The sequence below is a fragment of the Elusimicrobium sp. genome, assembly GCA_015062115.1.
Taxonomy (GTDB): Bacteria; Elusimicrobiota; Elusimicrobia; order Elusimicrobiales; family Elusimicrobiaceae; genus Avelusimicrobium.
This window is the reverse complement of record SUVG01000003.1, coordinates 124,426-141,217: the sequence shown is the minus strand read 5'-3', so window position 1 is coordinate 141,217 and position 16,792 is coordinate 124,426. Positions and strand designations below refer to the sequence as shown.

Sequence of the window (16,792 nt, the reverse complement as noted above, 5' to 3'; positions counted from 1 at the left end):
AAAAACCGTGATCCAACAAGACTTAAAAATTACAAACCGCTTAGGACTCCATGCCCGCCCTGCTGCGCTGATTTCCCAAACCGCCGCCGGGTTTACATGCGAAGTGCTGTTGGAAAAAGACTCCGTGCGCGTAAATGCCAAAAGCATCATGGGTGTTATGATGTTGGCGGCCGAATTCGGCTCTACGCTTCGCCTTACCACGGAAGGGGAAGACGAACAGCAAGCCTTCGACGCTATCAAACAACTTTTTGATAATAAATTTAACGAGGAATTTTAATTATGTTGGTATTAAAAGGGATTGCCGCCAGCCCCGGAGTAGCCATCGGCCCTGCCGTTTTGATGCCGGGTGAAAAATTTGCGCTTACCCGCCAGTATGTTGATGCGGCCCAAATCCCGGCGGAAATTGAAAAACTTAATTCCGCCATGCAAAAAACGCTGGAAGAGTTGGACGAGTGCGAACAAAAAGTCCTCACCGAATTAGGGGCCGAATATGCCAACTTAATGTCCACCCATAAACTTATCCTGCAAGACCCTGCCCTTCGCGAAAGCGTATGCAAAAAAATACAAGGGGAATATCTTTCCGCCCAAGCGGCCTTATTTATTACCCTGCAGGAACTGGCCGCCGGATTTGATAAAATCAAAGACCCCTTTTTCAAAGAACGCCGAAACGATATTTTTGACGTCGGCAAGCGTTTGGTAAATAATTTAGACGGAGGCAAGCGGGAATTTTTGGCCTCTATTCAAAAAAATTCCTTACTTGTAGCCCATAACCTCTACCCTTCCGACACGATTAACCTGCAAGAAAACCAAGTAATCGGTTTCTGCACCGATGTCGGCGGGAAAACAAGCCACACGGCTCTTTTGGCGCAAAGTTTAAATTTGCCTGCCGTGGTGGGGCTTTCTACCGCTTCCAAAGAAGTCCGCGCCGGAGACACCCTGATTATTGACGGGGAAAACGGGCTACTGGTCATCAATCCCGACCGTTACACCCTGGCTAATTACCGAAAAATTCAGCGCGAAATCAAAAAGACGGAATCTCTCTTAAAAACAATCAACCACTTGCCCGTAGTTACACAGGACGGGCGGAGAGTAAAACTCTATGTCAATTACGATCCCCGTACCGATAATAAAGAAAATAAACGCTTAATTACGGACGGGTTGGGCCTTTTGCGTACCGAGTTTTTGTTCATGAACACGCCTGTTCCGCCAACCGAGGAAGAACAATACCAAATTTATTTATCCGTCTTTAAGCGTTTTGATATGCGCCCGGCCACAATCCGTTTGGCAGACCTCGGCGCCGATAAAATGCCCGATTTTCCGTTAGACGAATTTGACCAAGACGACAACCCCTTTATGGGTTGCCGCGGGATTCGCTTATTCTTAAAAAACCCGGAACTTTTGTTTACGCAGTTGCGTGCCATTGTACGCACCGCTTGTGCCGTACCGGCCCAAGTGCGCATTATGATTCCCATGGTTTCTTCCGTGGAAGAAGTACGCCATGTACGCAAAGCTTTCAATCAAGTCCTGGCCGAGTTTGAACAACAAGGCAAAAAGCCTATTAACAAAATTGCTTTGGGTGCTATGATTGAAGTTCCCGCCGCCGCCATTGCGTTGGACGGCATGATAGGCGAACTCGATTTTATTTCCATTGGCACTAATGACTTGATACAATATTTAATAGCGGTAGATCGCGTCAACCAAGAAGTGGCCCACATGTACGACTCCTGCCACCCGGCAGTAGGCAGAACACTCAGCCACATTATTCAAACAGCACACAATCGCGGTAAAGAAGTGAGCATCTGCGGGGAATTAGCCTCCGATACGCGCATGCTTGCTTTATTGCTGGGTTTAGGGGTGGACGCACTTTCCGTTACACCGCGTATGTATTTGCGTGTTAAAAATGTAATCCGCAATTCCAATTTTGAACAATGTTCCGACCTGGCCCAAGCGGCACTCCTCATGGGCAGTTCGGAAGAAATCCGTAATTTAATAGAGCAGAACGACAAACATGAAGATTCGTAACTTTTCCATCGTGGCCCATATTGACCACGGCAAAACAACCCTTTCCGACCGTATTTTAGAAGATACCGGCACCGTTCCCAAGCGCAAAATGCAAGCGCAATTATTAGACGGCATGGATTTAGAGCGCGAGCGCGGCATTACCATTAAAGCCAAAGCGGTGCGTATTCAGTATAAAGATTATATCCTAAACCTAATTGACACTCCCGGCCACGTAGATTTTTCGTACGAAGTGGCCCGTTCCTTGCGTGCCTGCGAAGGGGTTCTCCTCTTGGTGGACGCCTCGCAAGGGGTGGAAGCCCAAACCGTAGCGCATGCCCATTTGGCCCAAAGTTTAGGCCTTCACATTATCCCCGTTATGAACAAGGTGGATTTATCCCAATCTGATGCAGATGCTTCGGAAGAACAACTGTGGGACATTTTGCACGAACCGGTGGAAGCCGAACGCGTAAGCGCCAAAACAGGTATGGGGATAGAACATTTGCTAGACCGCATTATCGCTGATGTGCCTGCTCCGCAAGGCGATAGCACCGCTCCGCTTCGCGCCCTGATTTTTGATTCTTATTACGACCCCTTCCGCGGGGTTATTATGTATATCCGCTTAGTGGACGGCACTGTTAAACCGGGGCAGACGATTCAGTTTATGTCTTCCGGCGCCACTTACAAAACGGAAGAAATCGGGTTTATGACCCCCAAACAACTCCACAAATGCGATAAACTTTCCGCAGGGGAAGTAGGTTATTTGGTAGCAGGCATCAAAGATATTCACCAAGTAAAAGTAGGGGATACCGTCACCTTGGCCGAACGCCCCGCGCAAGACCCGCTCCCCGGCTACGAAGATGCCAAACCCGTTGTGTTTGCCAGCATCTTCCCCGTGGAAACGACCGATTTTCCGCTTTTAAGAAAAGCCTTGGAAAAATTAAATTTATCCGATTCTTCCTTCCATTACCAAAGCGAAACTTCCAAAGCCTTGGGTTTTGGTTTCCGTTTGGGTTTCATGGGAATTTTGCACATTGAAATCGTAAAAGAAAGATTGGAACGCGAGTTTAACTTATCGCTGATTGCCACCAGCCCCAACGTGGTGTATCACGTTAAATTTACTCCGCGCAAATCGCACCCGCAGGAACTTTCCGCTCTGCCGGACGCCCCCGACGATCCCGGATATAAGATTATTGATAACCCTGCCAACTTCCCGCCGCACGGCGATATCATTGATATCAAAGAACCGGTTATCCACATCACAATTGTTACGCCCGTGGAATTTATGGACGGCGTGATGACACTGCTGAAGGAAAAACGCGGTGTGTTTATGAATATGGATCACTTATCCAATCAGCGCGTGATTATCAAATACGAAATGCCCATGGGCGAAATGGTAATTGATTTTTACAATAAACTCAAATCTGTTTCCAAAGGGTATGCTTCCTTTGATTACGAAGTAGCCGGGTTTAGAAGTTCCGATGTGGTGCTAATGGAAATTTTACTCCACGGCTCGCCCGTAGATGCGCTTTCCGTTGTGGTACATAAAGAAAAAGCCCAAACCATGGGCCGTGCCCTGTGTGCCAAACTAAAAGAACTCATCGGCCGCCAACAGTTTGAAGTGGCCGTGCAAGCCGCCATTAACGGCAAAGTAATCGCGCGCGAAACAATCCCCGCCTTCCGCAAAGACGTTATTGCCAAGTGTTACGGGGGCGATATTTCCCGCAAGCGTAAACTGCTTGAAAAACAAAAAGAAGGAAAAAAGCGCATGAAGAGCATCGGCAGTTTGAACATTCCGCAGGAAGCGTTCGTTGCCATGTTAAAGATTGATGAAGAATAGAAAGACACAAACAAAACCCCCGCAATAAGCGGGGGTTTTTTAATTAAATAACAAGTTAAATCACATAGCAATTATAACCGGAAGTAGCACATGGAACAATAACCGAAGAGAACCCCTTACAAAAGTGATTCCCCTTCGTGTTAGATTTAGGGGTAACACAGGCTAAGGTTTTCGTATCTAAATAATAGTTTATCAACCAACCCGCGGAAGAATCTTTGATATAAGTGGCCTGGATATAATAACGGGGAGATGCGCTGAGAAGAGCATAGTACCGAAAGTCCCCGTACGCAACGGAATTTCCGGTTTCAGTCCACGGCATACTGATATCCAAATCTTCAAATTTGGTAGCATAAGTGCCGTTTGCCAAGTAATAAACCTTTTGCGCATCCGCAATGGCTTTGACCAATGTCATGGCTTGGGTGGCACGGCTCTTTTCTACTGCTCTGGTGTATTGCGGGAGCGCCACCGCAGACAAGATCCCGATAATTAAAACGACTACCAATAGTTCTATTAAAGTAAAACCTTTTTTCACCTTTATCTCCTTACCGTTTTTTATTCCGCGGAAGATTTTTCCTTCTCTTCCGGAACATCTACAATGTGCGGAACGCCGTCGTCCGTAATTACCAAGTATTGAAGTTTGCGGTGCAGGCCCACATCTACAGGAATAATATTGGCACTTCTGTCCAAAATAATTCTATCCACTTGCGTATGCCCCACCACTTGCACCAGCGGGCTTTTGGGATAAGACTTTACCAAATCTTCCAAATCTTCCCAAAAAATTCCGCCGAATTTATCCGGCCCTTTGCGGCTGATGCTGATATTGAAAATAGGGTGCTTAAAAAATTGGTGTTTAATAGATTCTTTGAAAATTAAATTGATAAGAACCGCCACATTGGTTTCGGTGGCTTCGTCCAATTGCATTTGAAAAATCTTAAAGAGTTTGCGTGTTACCCCGGCGTGCGTAAACAAAAACCCTTTATACGCATAAGCCGCCTTCCAAGCGCCGTCCAGCACTTGTTGGCTTAATTTATCGCGCATAAATTTGGCTTCTTCTTTGTTAAAACCGGAAATAATAAAATTGGAAAGCAAAAGTTCCAACTCGTGGTTCCCCACCAAACGGATTACTTCCCCGTCCGTCATAGAAGCCTGTTTCTGCAGATTATCTAACAAATCATCTACTTTACGGGAAAAAGGCCCGCGGTCAAAAATATCACCCATTTGCAGTAAGCGGTCGTGCGTACCCAGCCAGTTGTTTTCCTCGTCTATCAATCCCGCATGGCGCAAGATTTTTACAAACGGTTCAAACTGTCCGTGCACATCTCCTACTACAACCAACCTTTTCCCTTGCTTTTGTTTGTGCATGATTTTAACCTAACACAAATAATATAATAATAATATACAAAAAGTTTTACCTGACAAACAATTTATGAAAATACCCCCCCACGCCCTGGAAGCCTTAAAAAAGATTGCCGGAAAAGAAAATGTCCTTACGGACGAGGCTTCTTTGCTGTTGCACGCGTACGATTGTTCCCTCTCCCGCACACGCCCGGACGGGTTGATTTTAGTGCAACGGGCGGAAATTATCCCCAATTTATTGCGCACCCTTTATCAACATAAAATTCCGTTTGTCCCCCGCGCCGCCGCCACCAACCATGCCGGCGGATGCAGTACTTTGCACGGAGGGGTAATTCTTAATCTGTGTGCGCTTAACAAAATTTTGCAAATCAACACACAAGAAGGGTTTGCTATCGTGGAACCCGGCGTGATTACGGGGGACTTGCAACGGGAACTGGAAAAACTGGGCTTTTTTTACGCTCCCGACCCGGCCAGCGAGCGCGTCTGCACGCTGGGAGGAAACCTTGCCCAAAACGCAAGCGGCGCGCGGTGTATGAAATACGGCGGCACTTTAGACCATGTGCTGGAAGCCGAAGTGGTTTTACCCGGCGGAGAAACCGTGCACCTTTCGCGGGAAAACGGCGGCCCGGATTTTTTGGGTCTGCTTGCCGGGAGCGAAGGAACCCTGGGCCTGATCACCCGCTTAAAAGTAAAAATTCTGCCTGCGTCCGCTTATATTAAAACTTTTTTAGCCACTTTTACTTCCTTGGAAAGCAGTGTGCAAACCGTAACCGACCTAACCGCCCGGGGCATTATTCCGCGTTGCGTAGAAGCATTAGATAAAACCACTATCCACGCGGTAGAAGATTTTTCCAAAGCAGGATATCCCAAAGAAGCGGACGCACTGCTGATTTTGGAACTGGACGGAAACCCTTTTCAAATAGAAACGCAAGAAAAAATACTGGAAGAAATCTGCCGTCAAAACGGGGCCACTCAATTTATAACGGCCAAAACGGACGAGGAACGCCAACGCTTATGGGCCGGCCGCCGTGCCGCTTATGCCGCCATGGCGCGTTTAGCCCCCAATGTGGCAGTGGGAGACGGCACCGTCCCGCGCAGCGAACTGCCTGCGGCACTTAAAAAAGTGCGTCAAATTTTACAAGAACACCAACTTTCCGCCAGTTTGCTTTTTCACGCGGGAGACGGAAATTTTCATCCGCAAATTATTTTCGATGAACGTAACAAACTGCAAACTAAACAAGTAGCTCATGCGTTAAAACAAATTTTGCAAACTTGTGTAGATTTCGGGGGTACCGTATCCGGCGAGCATGGCGTAGGGGTGGAAAAACGCGCCGTTATGTCTTATCAGTACGAAGAGCCGACCCTTACTCTGATGGCCCGCATCAAACAAGCCATAGACCCGGAAAAACTATCCAACCCCCTTAAAATTATCCCCTTTGGATATACCGAAAAATCGCGCGAGCAGACAGAACTTACGGCCGAAGTAAAACATTTGGCCGACAAAATACGAAAACGCAGAGAAGGCAGGCTCCCTTCCTCCATAGTGGGAGCCAACACGCGCCTACAAACACAAGCGCACAACTTGGTATCCGCAAAAACCTTGGACAAAATTTTAGAAATTGATACCCGAAACTATACCGTCACCGCACAGGCAGGCGTAAAATTAAGCGAACTTAAAAAAGCCTTGCAAGACAGGCAAGTCCATGCGAAGCTCCCCTCGGGAGAAGGGACTTTGGGCGGGCTGTTTTCTTCGGGTTGTTTTCCCGTGTTTTATTCCCAGGCGATAGGGTTGGAAGCCATTTTGCCGGACGGCTCTTTCGCACGATACGGCGGGAAACTAATGAAAAACGCCGCCGGGTACAACCTAACGCGCTTATTTGCGGGCGCACAGGGAACGCTGGGCCTGGTTACCCAAATCACCTTTAAGGTTTATGCCACCCCGCAAGAAATTCCGCAGGAAAAACCTTTTGTCCTCGCAAAATCAAATCTTCTGTGGAAAAAACTAAAACATCAATTAGACCCGGAAGACTTATTCCCTGCATTGCAGGAGGAGCCCCATGCCTGAGTTTTATACCCCACAAATAGACCCCCTGCACCCTAAACGCCATTTAACCGAACTGCACACCGCTTTCGGAGAAAGAAGCGTGTATGATTCTTCCGCCTACTGCACGCGTTGTGGCAGTTGCCAACAAGCCTGCCCCACTTATCAAATCTTTCATCAAGAAACTTTTTCCCCGCGCGGGCGCAACCAGGCGTTGCGGTTACTGGCAGAAGGGAAACTGAAACTTACCGCCAACCGGGATCTTCTCTTACAATCGGTAGATTCGTGCCTGCTTTGCGGAAGATGCACACAGGCCTGCGCGGGGAAAATTCCCACCGCAGAACATATCTTGGAAATGCGGCGCGCATTACAAAAAAGAGTATTACCCCGCCCGTTACAGGCAATTCTTCATTTAAGGAGTGCCGCTCCTTCACTTTTCGGGAGTCTTTTGCGCACGGGCCTTGTGTTGCGCAAGATTGGATTTATCGGTTTATTACGCGCAAGCGGAATCTTGCGACTCAAAAGCCTAAACTGGGTAACCTACGCAGACGAACTGCTGCCGAAAAAAATTCCTTCTCTTAAAAAATTATTAAAAGAACTTCCTCCTGCGGAAGGTACACCCAAAAAAATTTATCTGCCTTCTTTGGAAGCCGAATTTTTTATGCCGCAGTTGGCCCTGTCCGTGCTGAAAACAGCAGGCGAAAGAACAATTCTATGGCACAATATGTCCTCGGGTCTTTTTGAATATGTGTACGGAGATTTGCGCCAAAGCAAAAAGGCGGTGCGCCGTTTAATCGTACGCCACTTAAAAACGGAAAAAGCCAAACTCCCCCTGATTACCGATAGCATAGATGTATATAATTTTTTACAAAAAGCACCTCAACTGTTTGCCGGCAATAAATTTTGGCAAAAAAAAGCCACCGCCTTTGCTAAAAAAATTACATTTGCGGCCGAATTATTACCGAAAAAACCGCTACAAACCAAAACTTTCGCTACTCCCGTGCGGTTGGAACCGTCGGCTCTTTTCACTCGGGAAAGTATCCCCGCGCAGAAAAGCGAAGCAATATTAAAAACACTTTTTAGAAAAAATTTTGTAGAGTGTTCTTATACGGACGCGGACATACCCGCGTTCGGGTACGCATTGGCTAAATTGGAGTTGCATGAAAAAATCGCACTAAGCGCCGTGCGTACGGTCGCCCGAACACAGACAGGGACTGTGTTTACATTATCCGGGCTGTCCGCTTTGGAATTGGACTACCGCCTCAAAAAGTTTTTTCCGTCCGCCAAGGCCGAACATATCATACGCTTAAACGGGTAACGACATGCATACTTTTAAGCCGGAAAGCACCAAACTTTCTGCCGAAGAAAAATTAAACCTGTTGGTAGAATTCGGTACGCGTATTTCCAGTGAATTGCGGTTAGATAAACTGCTGGATATTATTGCCCAGCAAATTACCGCTATGCTCGATGTCGGCCGCTGCACCATTTACCTCAAAGATGTGGAAAAGAACGAATTATGGTCCAAAATCGCCCAAGGGCGCGGATTGGAACATACGGAAATTCGTGTGCCTCTTAACGGGAGCGGTGCTATCTCCATGGTAGCGCGCACCGGGGAAACCATCAACCTGGCCAATGCCTACGAAGACCCCCGTTTTTCCATGGATGTGGACATGGTAACCGATTTCCGCACCCACACCATGTTGGCCGTTCCGCTGAAAAATAACTCCGGAAAAGTGTTGGGTGTTTTTCAGGTGGCCAATAAATCTGACGGAACCCCCTTTGATAAAAAAGACGAAGGCATTTTATTGTTGCTCGCTACTTTAGCCGGCAGTGCCATTGAAATTGCCAAACTTTACCAAGATGTCCATGTCGCGCAATTGGAAACCATTTACCGCTTGGCCGTTACCGCGGAATACCGCGACCAGCAAGACACACGCGCCCACTTAAAAAATATCAGCATTATTTCTTACCTCTTGGCGCTTGCCTTGGGTATGAGCAAAAAAGATGCGGAACTGATTAAAAACGCCAGCCCGCTCCATGATATCGGCAAAGTGGCCCTGGCGGATAACATTTTGTTAAAACCCGGGAAACTGACCCCCGAAGAATTTGAAATTATGAAATCGCACACCGTTTACGGCGGGCGCATTTTGGAAGGGGCCCACTCCAAGGTATTAAAAATTGCCCACAAGATGAGCCTGTATCACCACGAAAAATGGAACGGTGCCGGCTATCCCAAAGGCTTAAAAGAAGAAGAAATACCGATAGAAGCCCGTATTATTACCGTAGCCGATGTGTTTGATGCGTTGTGCGTGTTCCGCGTGTATAAAAAAGCGTGGAAAACGGACGATGCCTACGCCTATATTTTAGGAGAGTCGGGCAAGTCGTTCGACCCCAGATGCGTGGCGGCCTTCAAAAAGATTTATCCTTCCGTACGCAAACTCTACGCGCACATTTCCGTTAACCAGCCGGAAAACCAAACGGCTGATGTAACGGAACAAAAACCTTCTTAAAAACCCCGAAAACTTCGGGGTTTTTCTTTATCTGTCCGTACGGCAAGCAAAAATACTACAATATAGTGTCCTTTTGGCTTTCAACCTTAAGTACAATTTTTTATCAACGAGGTTATGATGGAAAAAGAGACCGTTTTAGTAGGCCTTTCCGGCGGGGTAGATTCCGCCGCCGCGGCCGTTATTTTGCAACAGCAGGGCTACCGCGTGATCGGGGCTACCATGCAAATTTGGGATCCTTCCCTCCCCGTTCCGCAAGGAATTTATCAAAAAAACGCCTGTTTATCTCCCGAAAAAGAAGATATGAGCGAAATTAAAGCCATTGCCGATAAACTGGGCATTGAACACATGGCCGTGGACTGCCGCGAAACTTACCGCCAAGTAGTGTTGGATAATTTCCGCGACGAATACGCCCGAGGGCGCACCCCCAACCCGTGCGTGCGTTGCAATAGCCAAATCAAATTCGGTGTACTTCCCGCCGCGGCCGCCAAACAAGGCATTTTATTTGATAAATTTGCCACAGGGCACTATGCCCAAATTGTGCATGATGCTGCCACCGATACCTATTTGCTTAAAAAAGGGGTGGAAATCGCCCGCGACCAAAGTTATTTCCTGCATCGTTTGGGCCAAAAACAACTATCCTGCGCGCTTTTCCCGTTGGGTGGTATGCAGAAGGCGGAAATACGCGAAATCGCGCGCCAAGCGGGGCTTTCCGTGGCGGATAAAGAAGACAGCCAGGACTTTTACTGCGGCGATTATAACGATTTGTTAAACTTCCCCAACAAACCCGGAGATATGGTTACGCAAGACGGGAAAGTGGTTGCCCGCCACAACGGCATTTGGGGTTACACTATCGGCAAGCGCAAAGGGCTCGGCATCAGCGGGTTTCCCGTGCCGATGTATGTGGTAGGCATTGATGCCGCCAAAAACCAAGTGATTATCGGCCCGAAGGAAGCCTTGTATTCCAAACAACTCACGGCGGACGACCTTACTTGGGTGGCAGGATATCCGCCGGCGGAAGAATTTGAGTGTGAAATAAAAATTCGCAACTTGCACTATCCCGCCAAAGCGCGAGTGCGCGTGACGGACGGGAAATTACAGGCTGAATTTGAAGAAGAACAAATGTCCGTTACCGCCGGGCAAAGCGCCGTGTTATACCAGGGCGATATTGTGTTGGGCGGTGGAGTGATTTTGTAGTAAAATTGAAGCAAACAGAGAAATAAAAACCCCGCTTTTTGCGGGGTTTTTTCTAAAGGGAATAAAGGTAGCTATCCTGAAACTTACCGAGTTCTTCTCCTCCCATCACCCGTTTGCAAAAATATCCCCTATCTTGCACAAACCCATCTTCCGAACAAAGCATCGTTTTCATAGGACGGGTTCCCATGCGATAATCTTCGTGAGCAAAGGCAAAGCCTGTTCCCCTGTTGAGAATTTTGTAGGGGCCTCTGTTGAACCATCCGACCGACCATACCATGCTGTTGCGGTATGTCCCTTCTCTAACGGCAATACCTACAGTAAAATCATCATTTCCAAAAGCGGCTCCATCCTGGGGTTGTTTCAAAGCGTAAAACATCATCCAAACATTAGGAAAGGTTTTAGGTGATAAGGAATTCATGGAAATATCCAACTCGTCAAAAGATAGCGCATAATATCCGTTTGCTAAATAGAAGCGTTCCTGGGCATCGGCCAAATTTTTTACTGCCGTTTGTAAAATAGCGGCCCGGGCCTTCCATACCGCTTTTTCGTACATAGGAAATGCGACGGAAGACAAGATACCGATGATTAACACTACAACTAAAAGTTCTATCAAAGTAAAACCCTTTTTCATACAAAACCTCTTATAAACAGGTTTACGGCAAACAAACAACACTACAATTCTTCCTGCCTGCCGATTAGGTACATTGTAAGAAAAAAAAAAAACGGGTCAAGCTCTCGTCGAGAAACCCCTTCTTTTACGGCCCAAAAAACAAAACCCCGATTCAAAAAGAATCGGGGCGTAAAAAACAGTTTGGTACAAACTATTATTTGAGTTCCGAAGTACAATGCGCGCAACGGGTGGCTTCAATCGCAATTTCGCTGCAGCAGAAGGGGCATTTCTTCGTGGTGGGAACAGCGGGGGCTTCTTCTTTTTTCGGAGCGTTTAATTTGTTAATACCTTTGATGAGAAGGAAAATACAAAACGCTACGATGATAAAACTGATAACGGCGTTCAAAAAGGTGCCGATATTCAAGGTGGTAGCACCGGCCGCTTGAGCCGCCGACAAGGAAGCGTACGGGCCTTCGGTAGCACCTTGTTTAATGACTACGAACCAGTTGGAAAAATCTACTTTCCCCATCAACAACCCCAACGGCGGCATCATAATATCGGCCACCATGGAGTTTACAATTTTGGTAAATGCGCCGCCGATGATGATACCTACAGCCATATCAATCACATTGCCGCGCATGATGAACTTTTTAAATTCACCAATCATATTTTTCATGCTTTTTTGTCTCCTTTTTTTATAAATCCCACCGCCTGAAAAAGCGGGGTATATAAATCGTTTTCCACGGGATATTTTATTTCCGTTTCGTTTGTTTTGTCCGTAAATTCCGCAGGTGCGTTTTGAATCAAGCAAAGAGGGGTTTTGTTATTTCCTTCCCCCATACACAAAGCGGCCGCCGTTGCCAAAGAATCGGCCACATTTACTAAAGTTACTTCCAGCGGTTTGCCGTAAATATCGGGCTGTCCGCGCAAATCTTTCACGCCCTTAAAACCCGCATACGCCACCGCCGCCGCCACTACGCCTGCACGCAGGGGCAAAATCATACTGTCGGTTACCAAAACACCTAGATTTTTTACGCCCCAACGGGTTTGCAGCTCTTGGCGGAGTTCCTGCGCCAACGCATACATATCCTTCGGCAAGAGTAATAATTTCCCATCGGCATTGGACTCATCTATCCCCGCGTTGGTCATCACCATGCCGTCTTTAACGGTAAACCAGGCAAGCGGTGTTTTTAGCGCGTGGGTACTTTCGCGCAAAATCAAATCTTCTTTTTGAGTTGTGTTTTGATAAGGCAAAATTTCGCCTTTCCAAAGAGCAAACAGTTTGGACGCCACCGCCAACACGCACCCTTCTTCCACGGACGGAATATAACGAACAATAAAGTCCGCTAAGTTTTGGCGCGGAGAAAAAACTTCGGTACTAACGGGAGTTAAGTTCATGCGTCCTCATCAAACGGGGCAACGAAACTGCAAAAAACTTCGTTTGCCAAAAACAGCCCCTCATTACTTAATTTTACCTTTTTACCCTCCTGCAAGAGAAGGCCGCTTTTGAGATGTTTTTCTATTTCTTTACCAAAAAATACTTGTTGCTCGGCGGATAACTCCACCCCGTCTAACCGGCGAAAAGCCAACATCAGTTTTTCGCCTTCTTTTTCTTTTCCTTCTAACTTTTCGCGAAAAGAAACGGGGCTTTGCCCGCTTTCTATCCGGCGGATATATTCCTGCAAATCTGCCGTGTTTTGAAAGCGCACTCCCGCATGATACGAAGCCGCCGAACTGCCCAGGCCGATATATTCGCCATACTGCCAATAATGGGTATTGTGGCGGGCTTCTTTACCCGGCAGGGCAAAATTGGAAATTTCGTAATGATGATATCCCAACCCTTGCAAACGCAGGCGCGTTTCTTCCAGCATTTGGCGCATTAAAAGTTGGTCGCACACGATCCCCCGCTCAAAAAAGGGAGTGCCTTCTTCTATTTGCAATCCATATACGGAAATATGCTCGGGCTGCAAAGAAATAAGCCTCTGCAAACTTGCCTTAAAACTTTCTAAAGTTTGGCCGGGCAAGCCTGCAATTAAATCTACATTTATGTTTTCAAAGCCGCCGCTTCGCGCATTTTGATAGGCTGTTAAAAAAGTGGCCGCATCATGCACGCGCCCCAAGGTTTTAAGTTCTTTATCATTAAAACTTTGCAGCCCCATACTAAGGCGGTTAAAACCCGCTTTTTTCAGTACGGCAATTTTTTCGGGAGTTAAACTTTCGGGGTTGGCCTCGCAGGTGCTTTCTTCGAAGGAAGAAACGGGGCCGAATTTTTTAGTTAAAACGGAACACAGGCGTTCGAGTTGTTCTACGGAAAGAACACTGGGGGTACCGCCGCCCACATACAGCGTTTCGAATCGGGACACGGGAGAAAGCGCGGCCTCTTTTTCCAGGGCGGAAAGGTAATTGTCTATTAAAAATTCCCGCCCTGCAAAAGAAGCGAAATCACAATAATTGCATTTCTGCTTGCAGAACGGGAGATGAATATAAAGACCGGTTTTCATTATTTTTTATTTTCGGCTTCGTGATTCAAAAAGGCAAAAATGAACGGATCCAAATCTCCGTCCATTACGGCGTTGATTTGGGAAGTTTCATGCCCGCTGCGCAAATCTTTCACCAACTGATAAGGCATAAACACATACGAACGGATTTGATGCCCCCATGCGATTTCCCCTTTTTGACCGTAGCGTTTTTCGGCTTCACTGCGCTTTTTATCCATTTCCATTTCGTAGAGTTTGGCCTTTAGCATCTTCATAGCCGTTTGACGGTTTTGCAACTGGCTGCGCTCAATGCGGCAGGAAACCACTATCCCCGTGGGAATATGCAACAAACGCACGGCCGATTCCACTTTGTTTACGTTTTGGCCGCCGTGGCCGCCGGCACGGGAAGTTTCCAACTGAATATCCTTTTCCGGAATTTCAATATTAATATCTTCATCAATGTCCGGCAAAACATCGCACGAAGCAAACGAAGTGTGGCGGCGGGCATTGGCATCAAAAGGAGAAACGCGCACCAAACGGTGAACGCCGTTTTCGCCTTTCAAATAGCCATACGCAAAGGGCCCTTCCACCATGGCGGATAAAGTTTTGATGCCGGCTTCATCACCGGGTTGTGCGTCCAGCACGGAAAAGTTGAAACCGTGTTGTTCGGCCCAGCGCGTGTACATACGCACGAGCATCTGTGCCCAATCGCAAGATTCCGTCCCGCCCGCTCCGGCGTGAATCGTTAAAATAGCATTTAATTTGTCGTTCGGTTCCGACAAACGGATTTCGCCTTCCTTCTTTTCCACCTGTCGTTCCGTTTCCTGCAAAGATTCCGCTAACGCGGCCAGTTCGCTTTCGTCCTGCATTTCTTTGCAGAGTTCAAAAAGAGCCTGGTCATCGTCCGTTTTTTTGCGAAGCGCATAAAAGGTTTCTATGGCGGTTTTCAAAAAATCGATTTGCCGGCTGACCTCTTTTGCTTTTTTGGTATCGTTCCAAAAAGAAGGGTCGGCAGATTCTTTTTCCAGCTTGGCAAGTTCTGCTTTTTTACCGGGGATATCATCAATCGTTTCAATTTTGGCAACGCGGGCGGCCAGCTCCGCTACTTTTTGTTCTACATCTTTGAATTCAATATTATTCATAGAAAAAAACCATTAAAGAGATTAACAAAGTAAAATATAAAATCGCACACACCCAGGCAAACCACTCCCCCCATTGGGTGTAAAAATTAACCGAATCTCCCGTAGAAAGCGGGACGGATGCAAACAAAGTATCCCTCGTAAAAAGATCCGTTTTCTGCGTAATACGGCCATAAGAATCTATCACGGCGGAAAAGCCCGTATTCGCCGCGCGCAAGACCGGGCGGCTCGTCTCTGCCGCGCGTAAAACATTTACCGCCAAATGCTGATACGGAGCGGCCGTATCAAAAAACCAAGCATCGTTAGTGGAGTTTACAAATAACTTAGCCCCTTGGCGGTTTTGCGCTAACCACAACTGCGGGAAAATAGATTCGTAACAAATGGTAGAACCCAAGGGAACGCCGGCCAAATTCAATAAATTTTGCTCGCGATTTCCGGGCGTAAAGGAGCCGAGTTCACCCAAAATAGCCACATCGGGAAAAAGAGATTTAACAAAATCTTCCAGCGGGATATATTCCCCGAAAGGAACCAGTTTTACCTTGCGGTAATCCTGCAGTTTTTCTTGTTCGGGGCTCATCAAATAACTTCCCACATACTGCCAAGTAGCCTGCGGGATATTGGAACCTATCAATTGGTGGGCTCCGGAACGGGCAGAAATACCCGCAAATAACTGCTTATATTTCTCTTCCGTCAAGGTTCCGGGAACGGTGCTTTCCGGCCAAACGGCAAGCATTACGCCCTTGCCTTCCAATTCGTTACCCATGGAGGTAATGGTATCCAAAATTTCTTTTTCAAAAGTTTCGTTCCATTTTTTGTATTGGTCGATATTAGGTTGCAACACCGCGGTTGAAAGGCTTAACAAAGATTGGCGGGAGGACGGGTCTTTTTCATCGGGAAGGGAGAAATGCCCGTACATGAAAGTTCCCAAAAAGACGGCGGCAGCCAAGAGCATATGCGTCGTAGCCCGCTTGATACTGGGTTCGGCAAAAGCCCAACCGATACTGGCCCCGGTAAACGCTACTATAAAACTAACACCATAAACCCCGGTAAAAGAGGCCAGTTGGATAAACTCCGGAGCGTTCCATTGAGTGTAACCCAACATAAGCCACGGAAACCCCAACCCATAAAACGCAAGAAGTTGGTGTAACCACTCCCAAGTAACAAAACCGCAAGCCGCAAGAAGAGGGAAATATCCTTTGGAATTTCTTAAATAAAAACAACTGCCGCCGAAGCAAGCGAACTGTAATGCCAAAAGGCCGCTGAGCCCTAACCAAGCGGCCAAAGATAATCCTTGGGAGAGCCCCCCTCCGTGTAAGCAGGTGTAATAAATCCAATAAAAAACACCGGCATTGAAAAGGATACCGGTGAGCCAACTATAAAAAAAGGAAGACCAAAAGCCACGGGTTTTGGTAATCCCCCATACAAACGGCGCAAGTGCCAACCAAGCCAAAAAGGAGTGGGAGTATTTGGGATAACTTACTACCACCAACGCAGCCGTTCCCAACGCACACAACAACAAAAACAGCCAACGCCCTACCGTTCGCAAGAATTTTTTCATATGAACGGAAAAGGGCGTTTTGGACTGTTTATCCTGGTCGGAAATTCGTTGGCGAAACGGACGCATATC

General features: G+C 47.1%; 15 protein-coding genes. 7 read left to right on the top strand and 8 right to left on the bottom strand.

The features are described from left to right. The first annotated feature begins 7 nt into the window (after positions 1-7). Genes E7027_03140 through lepA form a run of 3 tightly spaced genes read left to right on the top strand, consistent with a single transcriptional unit; the run spans position 8 to position 3,838 of the window. Positions 8-277, top strand: coding sequence for an HPr family phosphocarrier protein (locus E7027_03140; protein ID MBE6421116.1), 270 nt, complete (start codon positions 8-10; stop codon positions 275-277). Positions 278-279: 2 nt separating this feature from the next. Next, the gene (gene ptsP / locus E7027_03135; GenBank protein ID MBE6421115.1) at positions 280-2,022 is read left to right on the top strand and encodes a phosphoenolpyruvate--protein phosphotransferase; all 1,743 of its coding nucleotides are present in this window, start codon (positions 280-282) and stop codon (positions 2,020-2,022) included. Next, positions 2,009-3,838, top strand: a complete 1,830-nt coding sequence (gene lepA, locus E7027_03130; GenBank protein ID MBE6421114.1) for an elongation factor 4 — start codon at positions 2,009-2,011, stop codon at positions 3,836-3,838. Before ptsP ends, lepA begins: the two co-directional genes overlap by 14 nt. A 55-nt stretch (positions 3,839-3,893) precedes the next feature. Here lepA and E7027_03125 read toward each other — a convergent pair whose 3' ends face one another. Beyond that, entirely contained in the window at positions 3,894-4,370 is a 477-nt protein-coding gene (locus tag E7027_03125) for a prepilin-type N-terminal cleavage/methylation domain-containing protein (protein MBE6421113.1), read from the bottom strand. A 20-nt stretch (positions 4,371-4,390) separates the two neighbouring features. Then, a complete protein-coding gene (locus E7027_03120; protein MBE6421112.1) occupies positions 4,391-5,200 on the bottom strand; it encodes a hypothetical protein in 810 nt (269 codons plus the stop codon). A 64-nt stretch (positions 5,201-5,264) separates the two neighbouring features. Here E7027_03120 and E7027_03115 point away from each other — a divergent pair, with 64 nt between their 5' ends. From E7027_03115 to mnmA, 4 genes are all read left to right on the top strand, one after another. Then, positions 5,265-7,259, top strand: a complete 1,995-nt coding sequence (locus tag E7027_03115; GenBank protein MBE6421111.1) for an FAD-binding protein — start codon at positions 5,265-5,267, stop codon at positions 7,257-7,259. Continuing rightward, a complete protein-coding gene (locus tag E7027_03110) occupies positions 7,252-8,553 on the top strand; it encodes a (Fe-S)-binding protein (protein ID MBE6421110.1) in 1,302 nt (433 codons plus the stop codon). The genes E7027_03115 and E7027_03110 overlap by 8 nt, the downstream gene beginning before the upstream one ends. A gap of 4 nt (positions 8,554-8,557) precedes the next feature. After that, positions 8,558-9,745: a GAF domain-containing protein gene (locus tag E7027_03105; GenBank protein MBE6421109.1), complete on the top strand. Its 1,188-nt coding sequence runs from the start codon at positions 8,558-8,560 to the stop codon at positions 9,743-9,745. Between the two features lie 114 nt (positions 9,746-9,859). Next, positions 9,860-10,939 (top strand): tRNA 2-thiouridine(34) synthase MnmA, encoded by a 1,080-nt coding sequence (mnmA, locus tag E7027_03100; GenBank protein MBE6421108.1) that lies wholly within the window; start codon positions 9,860-9,862, stop codon positions 10,937-10,939. A gap of 52 nt (positions 10,940-10,991) precedes the next feature. On the opposite strand, the gene E7027_03095 is transcribed toward mnmA, so the two are convergent. From E7027_03095 to lnt, 6 genes are all read right to left on the bottom strand, one after another. Continuing rightward, positions 10,992-11,570: a prepilin-type N-terminal cleavage/methylation domain-containing protein gene (locus E7027_03095; GenBank protein MBE6421107.1), complete on the bottom strand. Its 579-nt coding sequence runs from the start codon at positions 11,568-11,570 to the stop codon at positions 10,992-10,994. Positions 11,571-11,763: 193 nt separating this feature from the next. Further along, on the bottom strand, positions 11,764-12,216 hold the full coding sequence (mscL, locus tag E7027_03090; protein ID MBE6421106.1) for a large conductance mechanosensitive channel protein MscL: 453 nt from the start codon (positions 12,214-12,216) through the stop codon (positions 11,764-11,766). Positions 12,217-12,221: 5 nt separating this feature from the next. Then, positions 12,222-12,947: a hypothetical protein gene (locus E7027_03085; protein MBE6421105.1), complete on the bottom strand. Its 726-nt coding sequence runs from the start codon at positions 12,945-12,947 to the stop codon at positions 12,222-12,224. Then, positions 12,944-14,050, bottom strand: a complete 1,107-nt coding sequence (hemW, locus tag E7027_03080) for a radical SAM family heme chaperone HemW (GenBank protein ID MBE6421104.1) — start codon at positions 14,048-14,050, stop codon at positions 12,944-12,946. Before hemW ends, E7027_03085 begins: the two co-directional genes overlap by 4 nt. After that, complete coding sequence (locus E7027_03075) at positions 14,050-15,168, bottom strand: peptide chain release factor 2 (GenBank protein ID MBE6421103.1); 1,119 nt, start codon at positions 15,166-15,168, stop codon at positions 14,050-14,052. Before E7027_03075 ends, hemW begins: the two co-directional genes overlap by 1 nt. After that, on the bottom strand, positions 15,161-16,789 hold the full coding sequence (gene lnt / locus E7027_03070) for an apolipoprotein N-acyltransferase (GenBank protein MBE6421102.1): 1,629 nt from the start codon (positions 16,787-16,789) through the stop codon (positions 15,161-15,163). Before lnt ends, E7027_03075 begins: the two co-directional genes overlap by 8 nt. Between the last annotated feature and the right edge of the window lie 3 nt (positions 16,790-16,792).

Coding starts and splice junctions, on each gene's coding strand:
- E7027_03120 (MBE6421112.1), bottom strand. CDS start 5,200: ATGCACAAACAAAAGCAAGGGAAAAGGTTGGTTGTAGTAGGAGATGTG.
- E7027_03085 (MBE6421105.1), bottom strand. CDS start 12,947: ATGAACTTAACTCCCGTTAGTACCGAAGTTTTTTCTCCGCGCCAAAAC.
- hemW (MBE6421104.1), bottom strand. CDS start 14,050: ATGAAAACCGGTCTTTATATTCATCTCCCGTTCTGCAAGCAGAAATGC.
- ptsP (MBE6421115.1), top strand. CDS start 280: ATGTTGGTATTAAAAGGGATTGCCGCCAGCCCCGGAGTAGCCATCGGC.
- E7027_03115 (MBE6421111.1), top strand. CDS start 5,265: ATGAAAATACCCCCCCACGCCCTGGAAGCCTTAAAAAAGATTGCCGGA.
- mscL (MBE6421106.1), bottom strand. CDS start 12,216: ATGATTGGTGAATTTAAAAAGTTCATCATGCGCGGCAATGTGATTGAT.
- lepA (MBE6421114.1), top strand. CDS start 2,009: ATGAAGATTCGTAACTTTTCCATCGTGGCCCATATTGACCACGGCAAA.
- E7027_03075 (MBE6421103.1), bottom strand. CDS start 15,168: ATGAATAATATTGAATTCAAAGATGTAGAACAAAAAGTAGCGGAGCTG.
- E7027_03110 (MBE6421110.1), top strand. CDS start 7,252: ATGCCTGAGTTTTATACCCCACAAATAGACCCCCTGCACCCTAAACGC.
- mnmA (MBE6421108.1), top strand. CDS start 9,860: ATGATGGAAAAAGAGACCGTTTTAGTAGGCCTTTCCGGCGGGGTAGAT.
- E7027_03105 (MBE6421109.1), top strand. CDS start 8,558: ATGCATACTTTTAAGCCGGAAAGCACCAAACTTTCTGCCGAAGAAAAA.
- E7027_03095 (MBE6421107.1), bottom strand. CDS start 11,570: ATGAAAAAGGGTTTTACTTTGATAGAACTTTTAGTTGTAGTGTTAATC.
- lnt (MBE6421102.1), bottom strand. CDS start 16,789: ATGCGTCCGTTTCGCCAACGAATTTCCGACCAGGATAAACAGTCCAAA.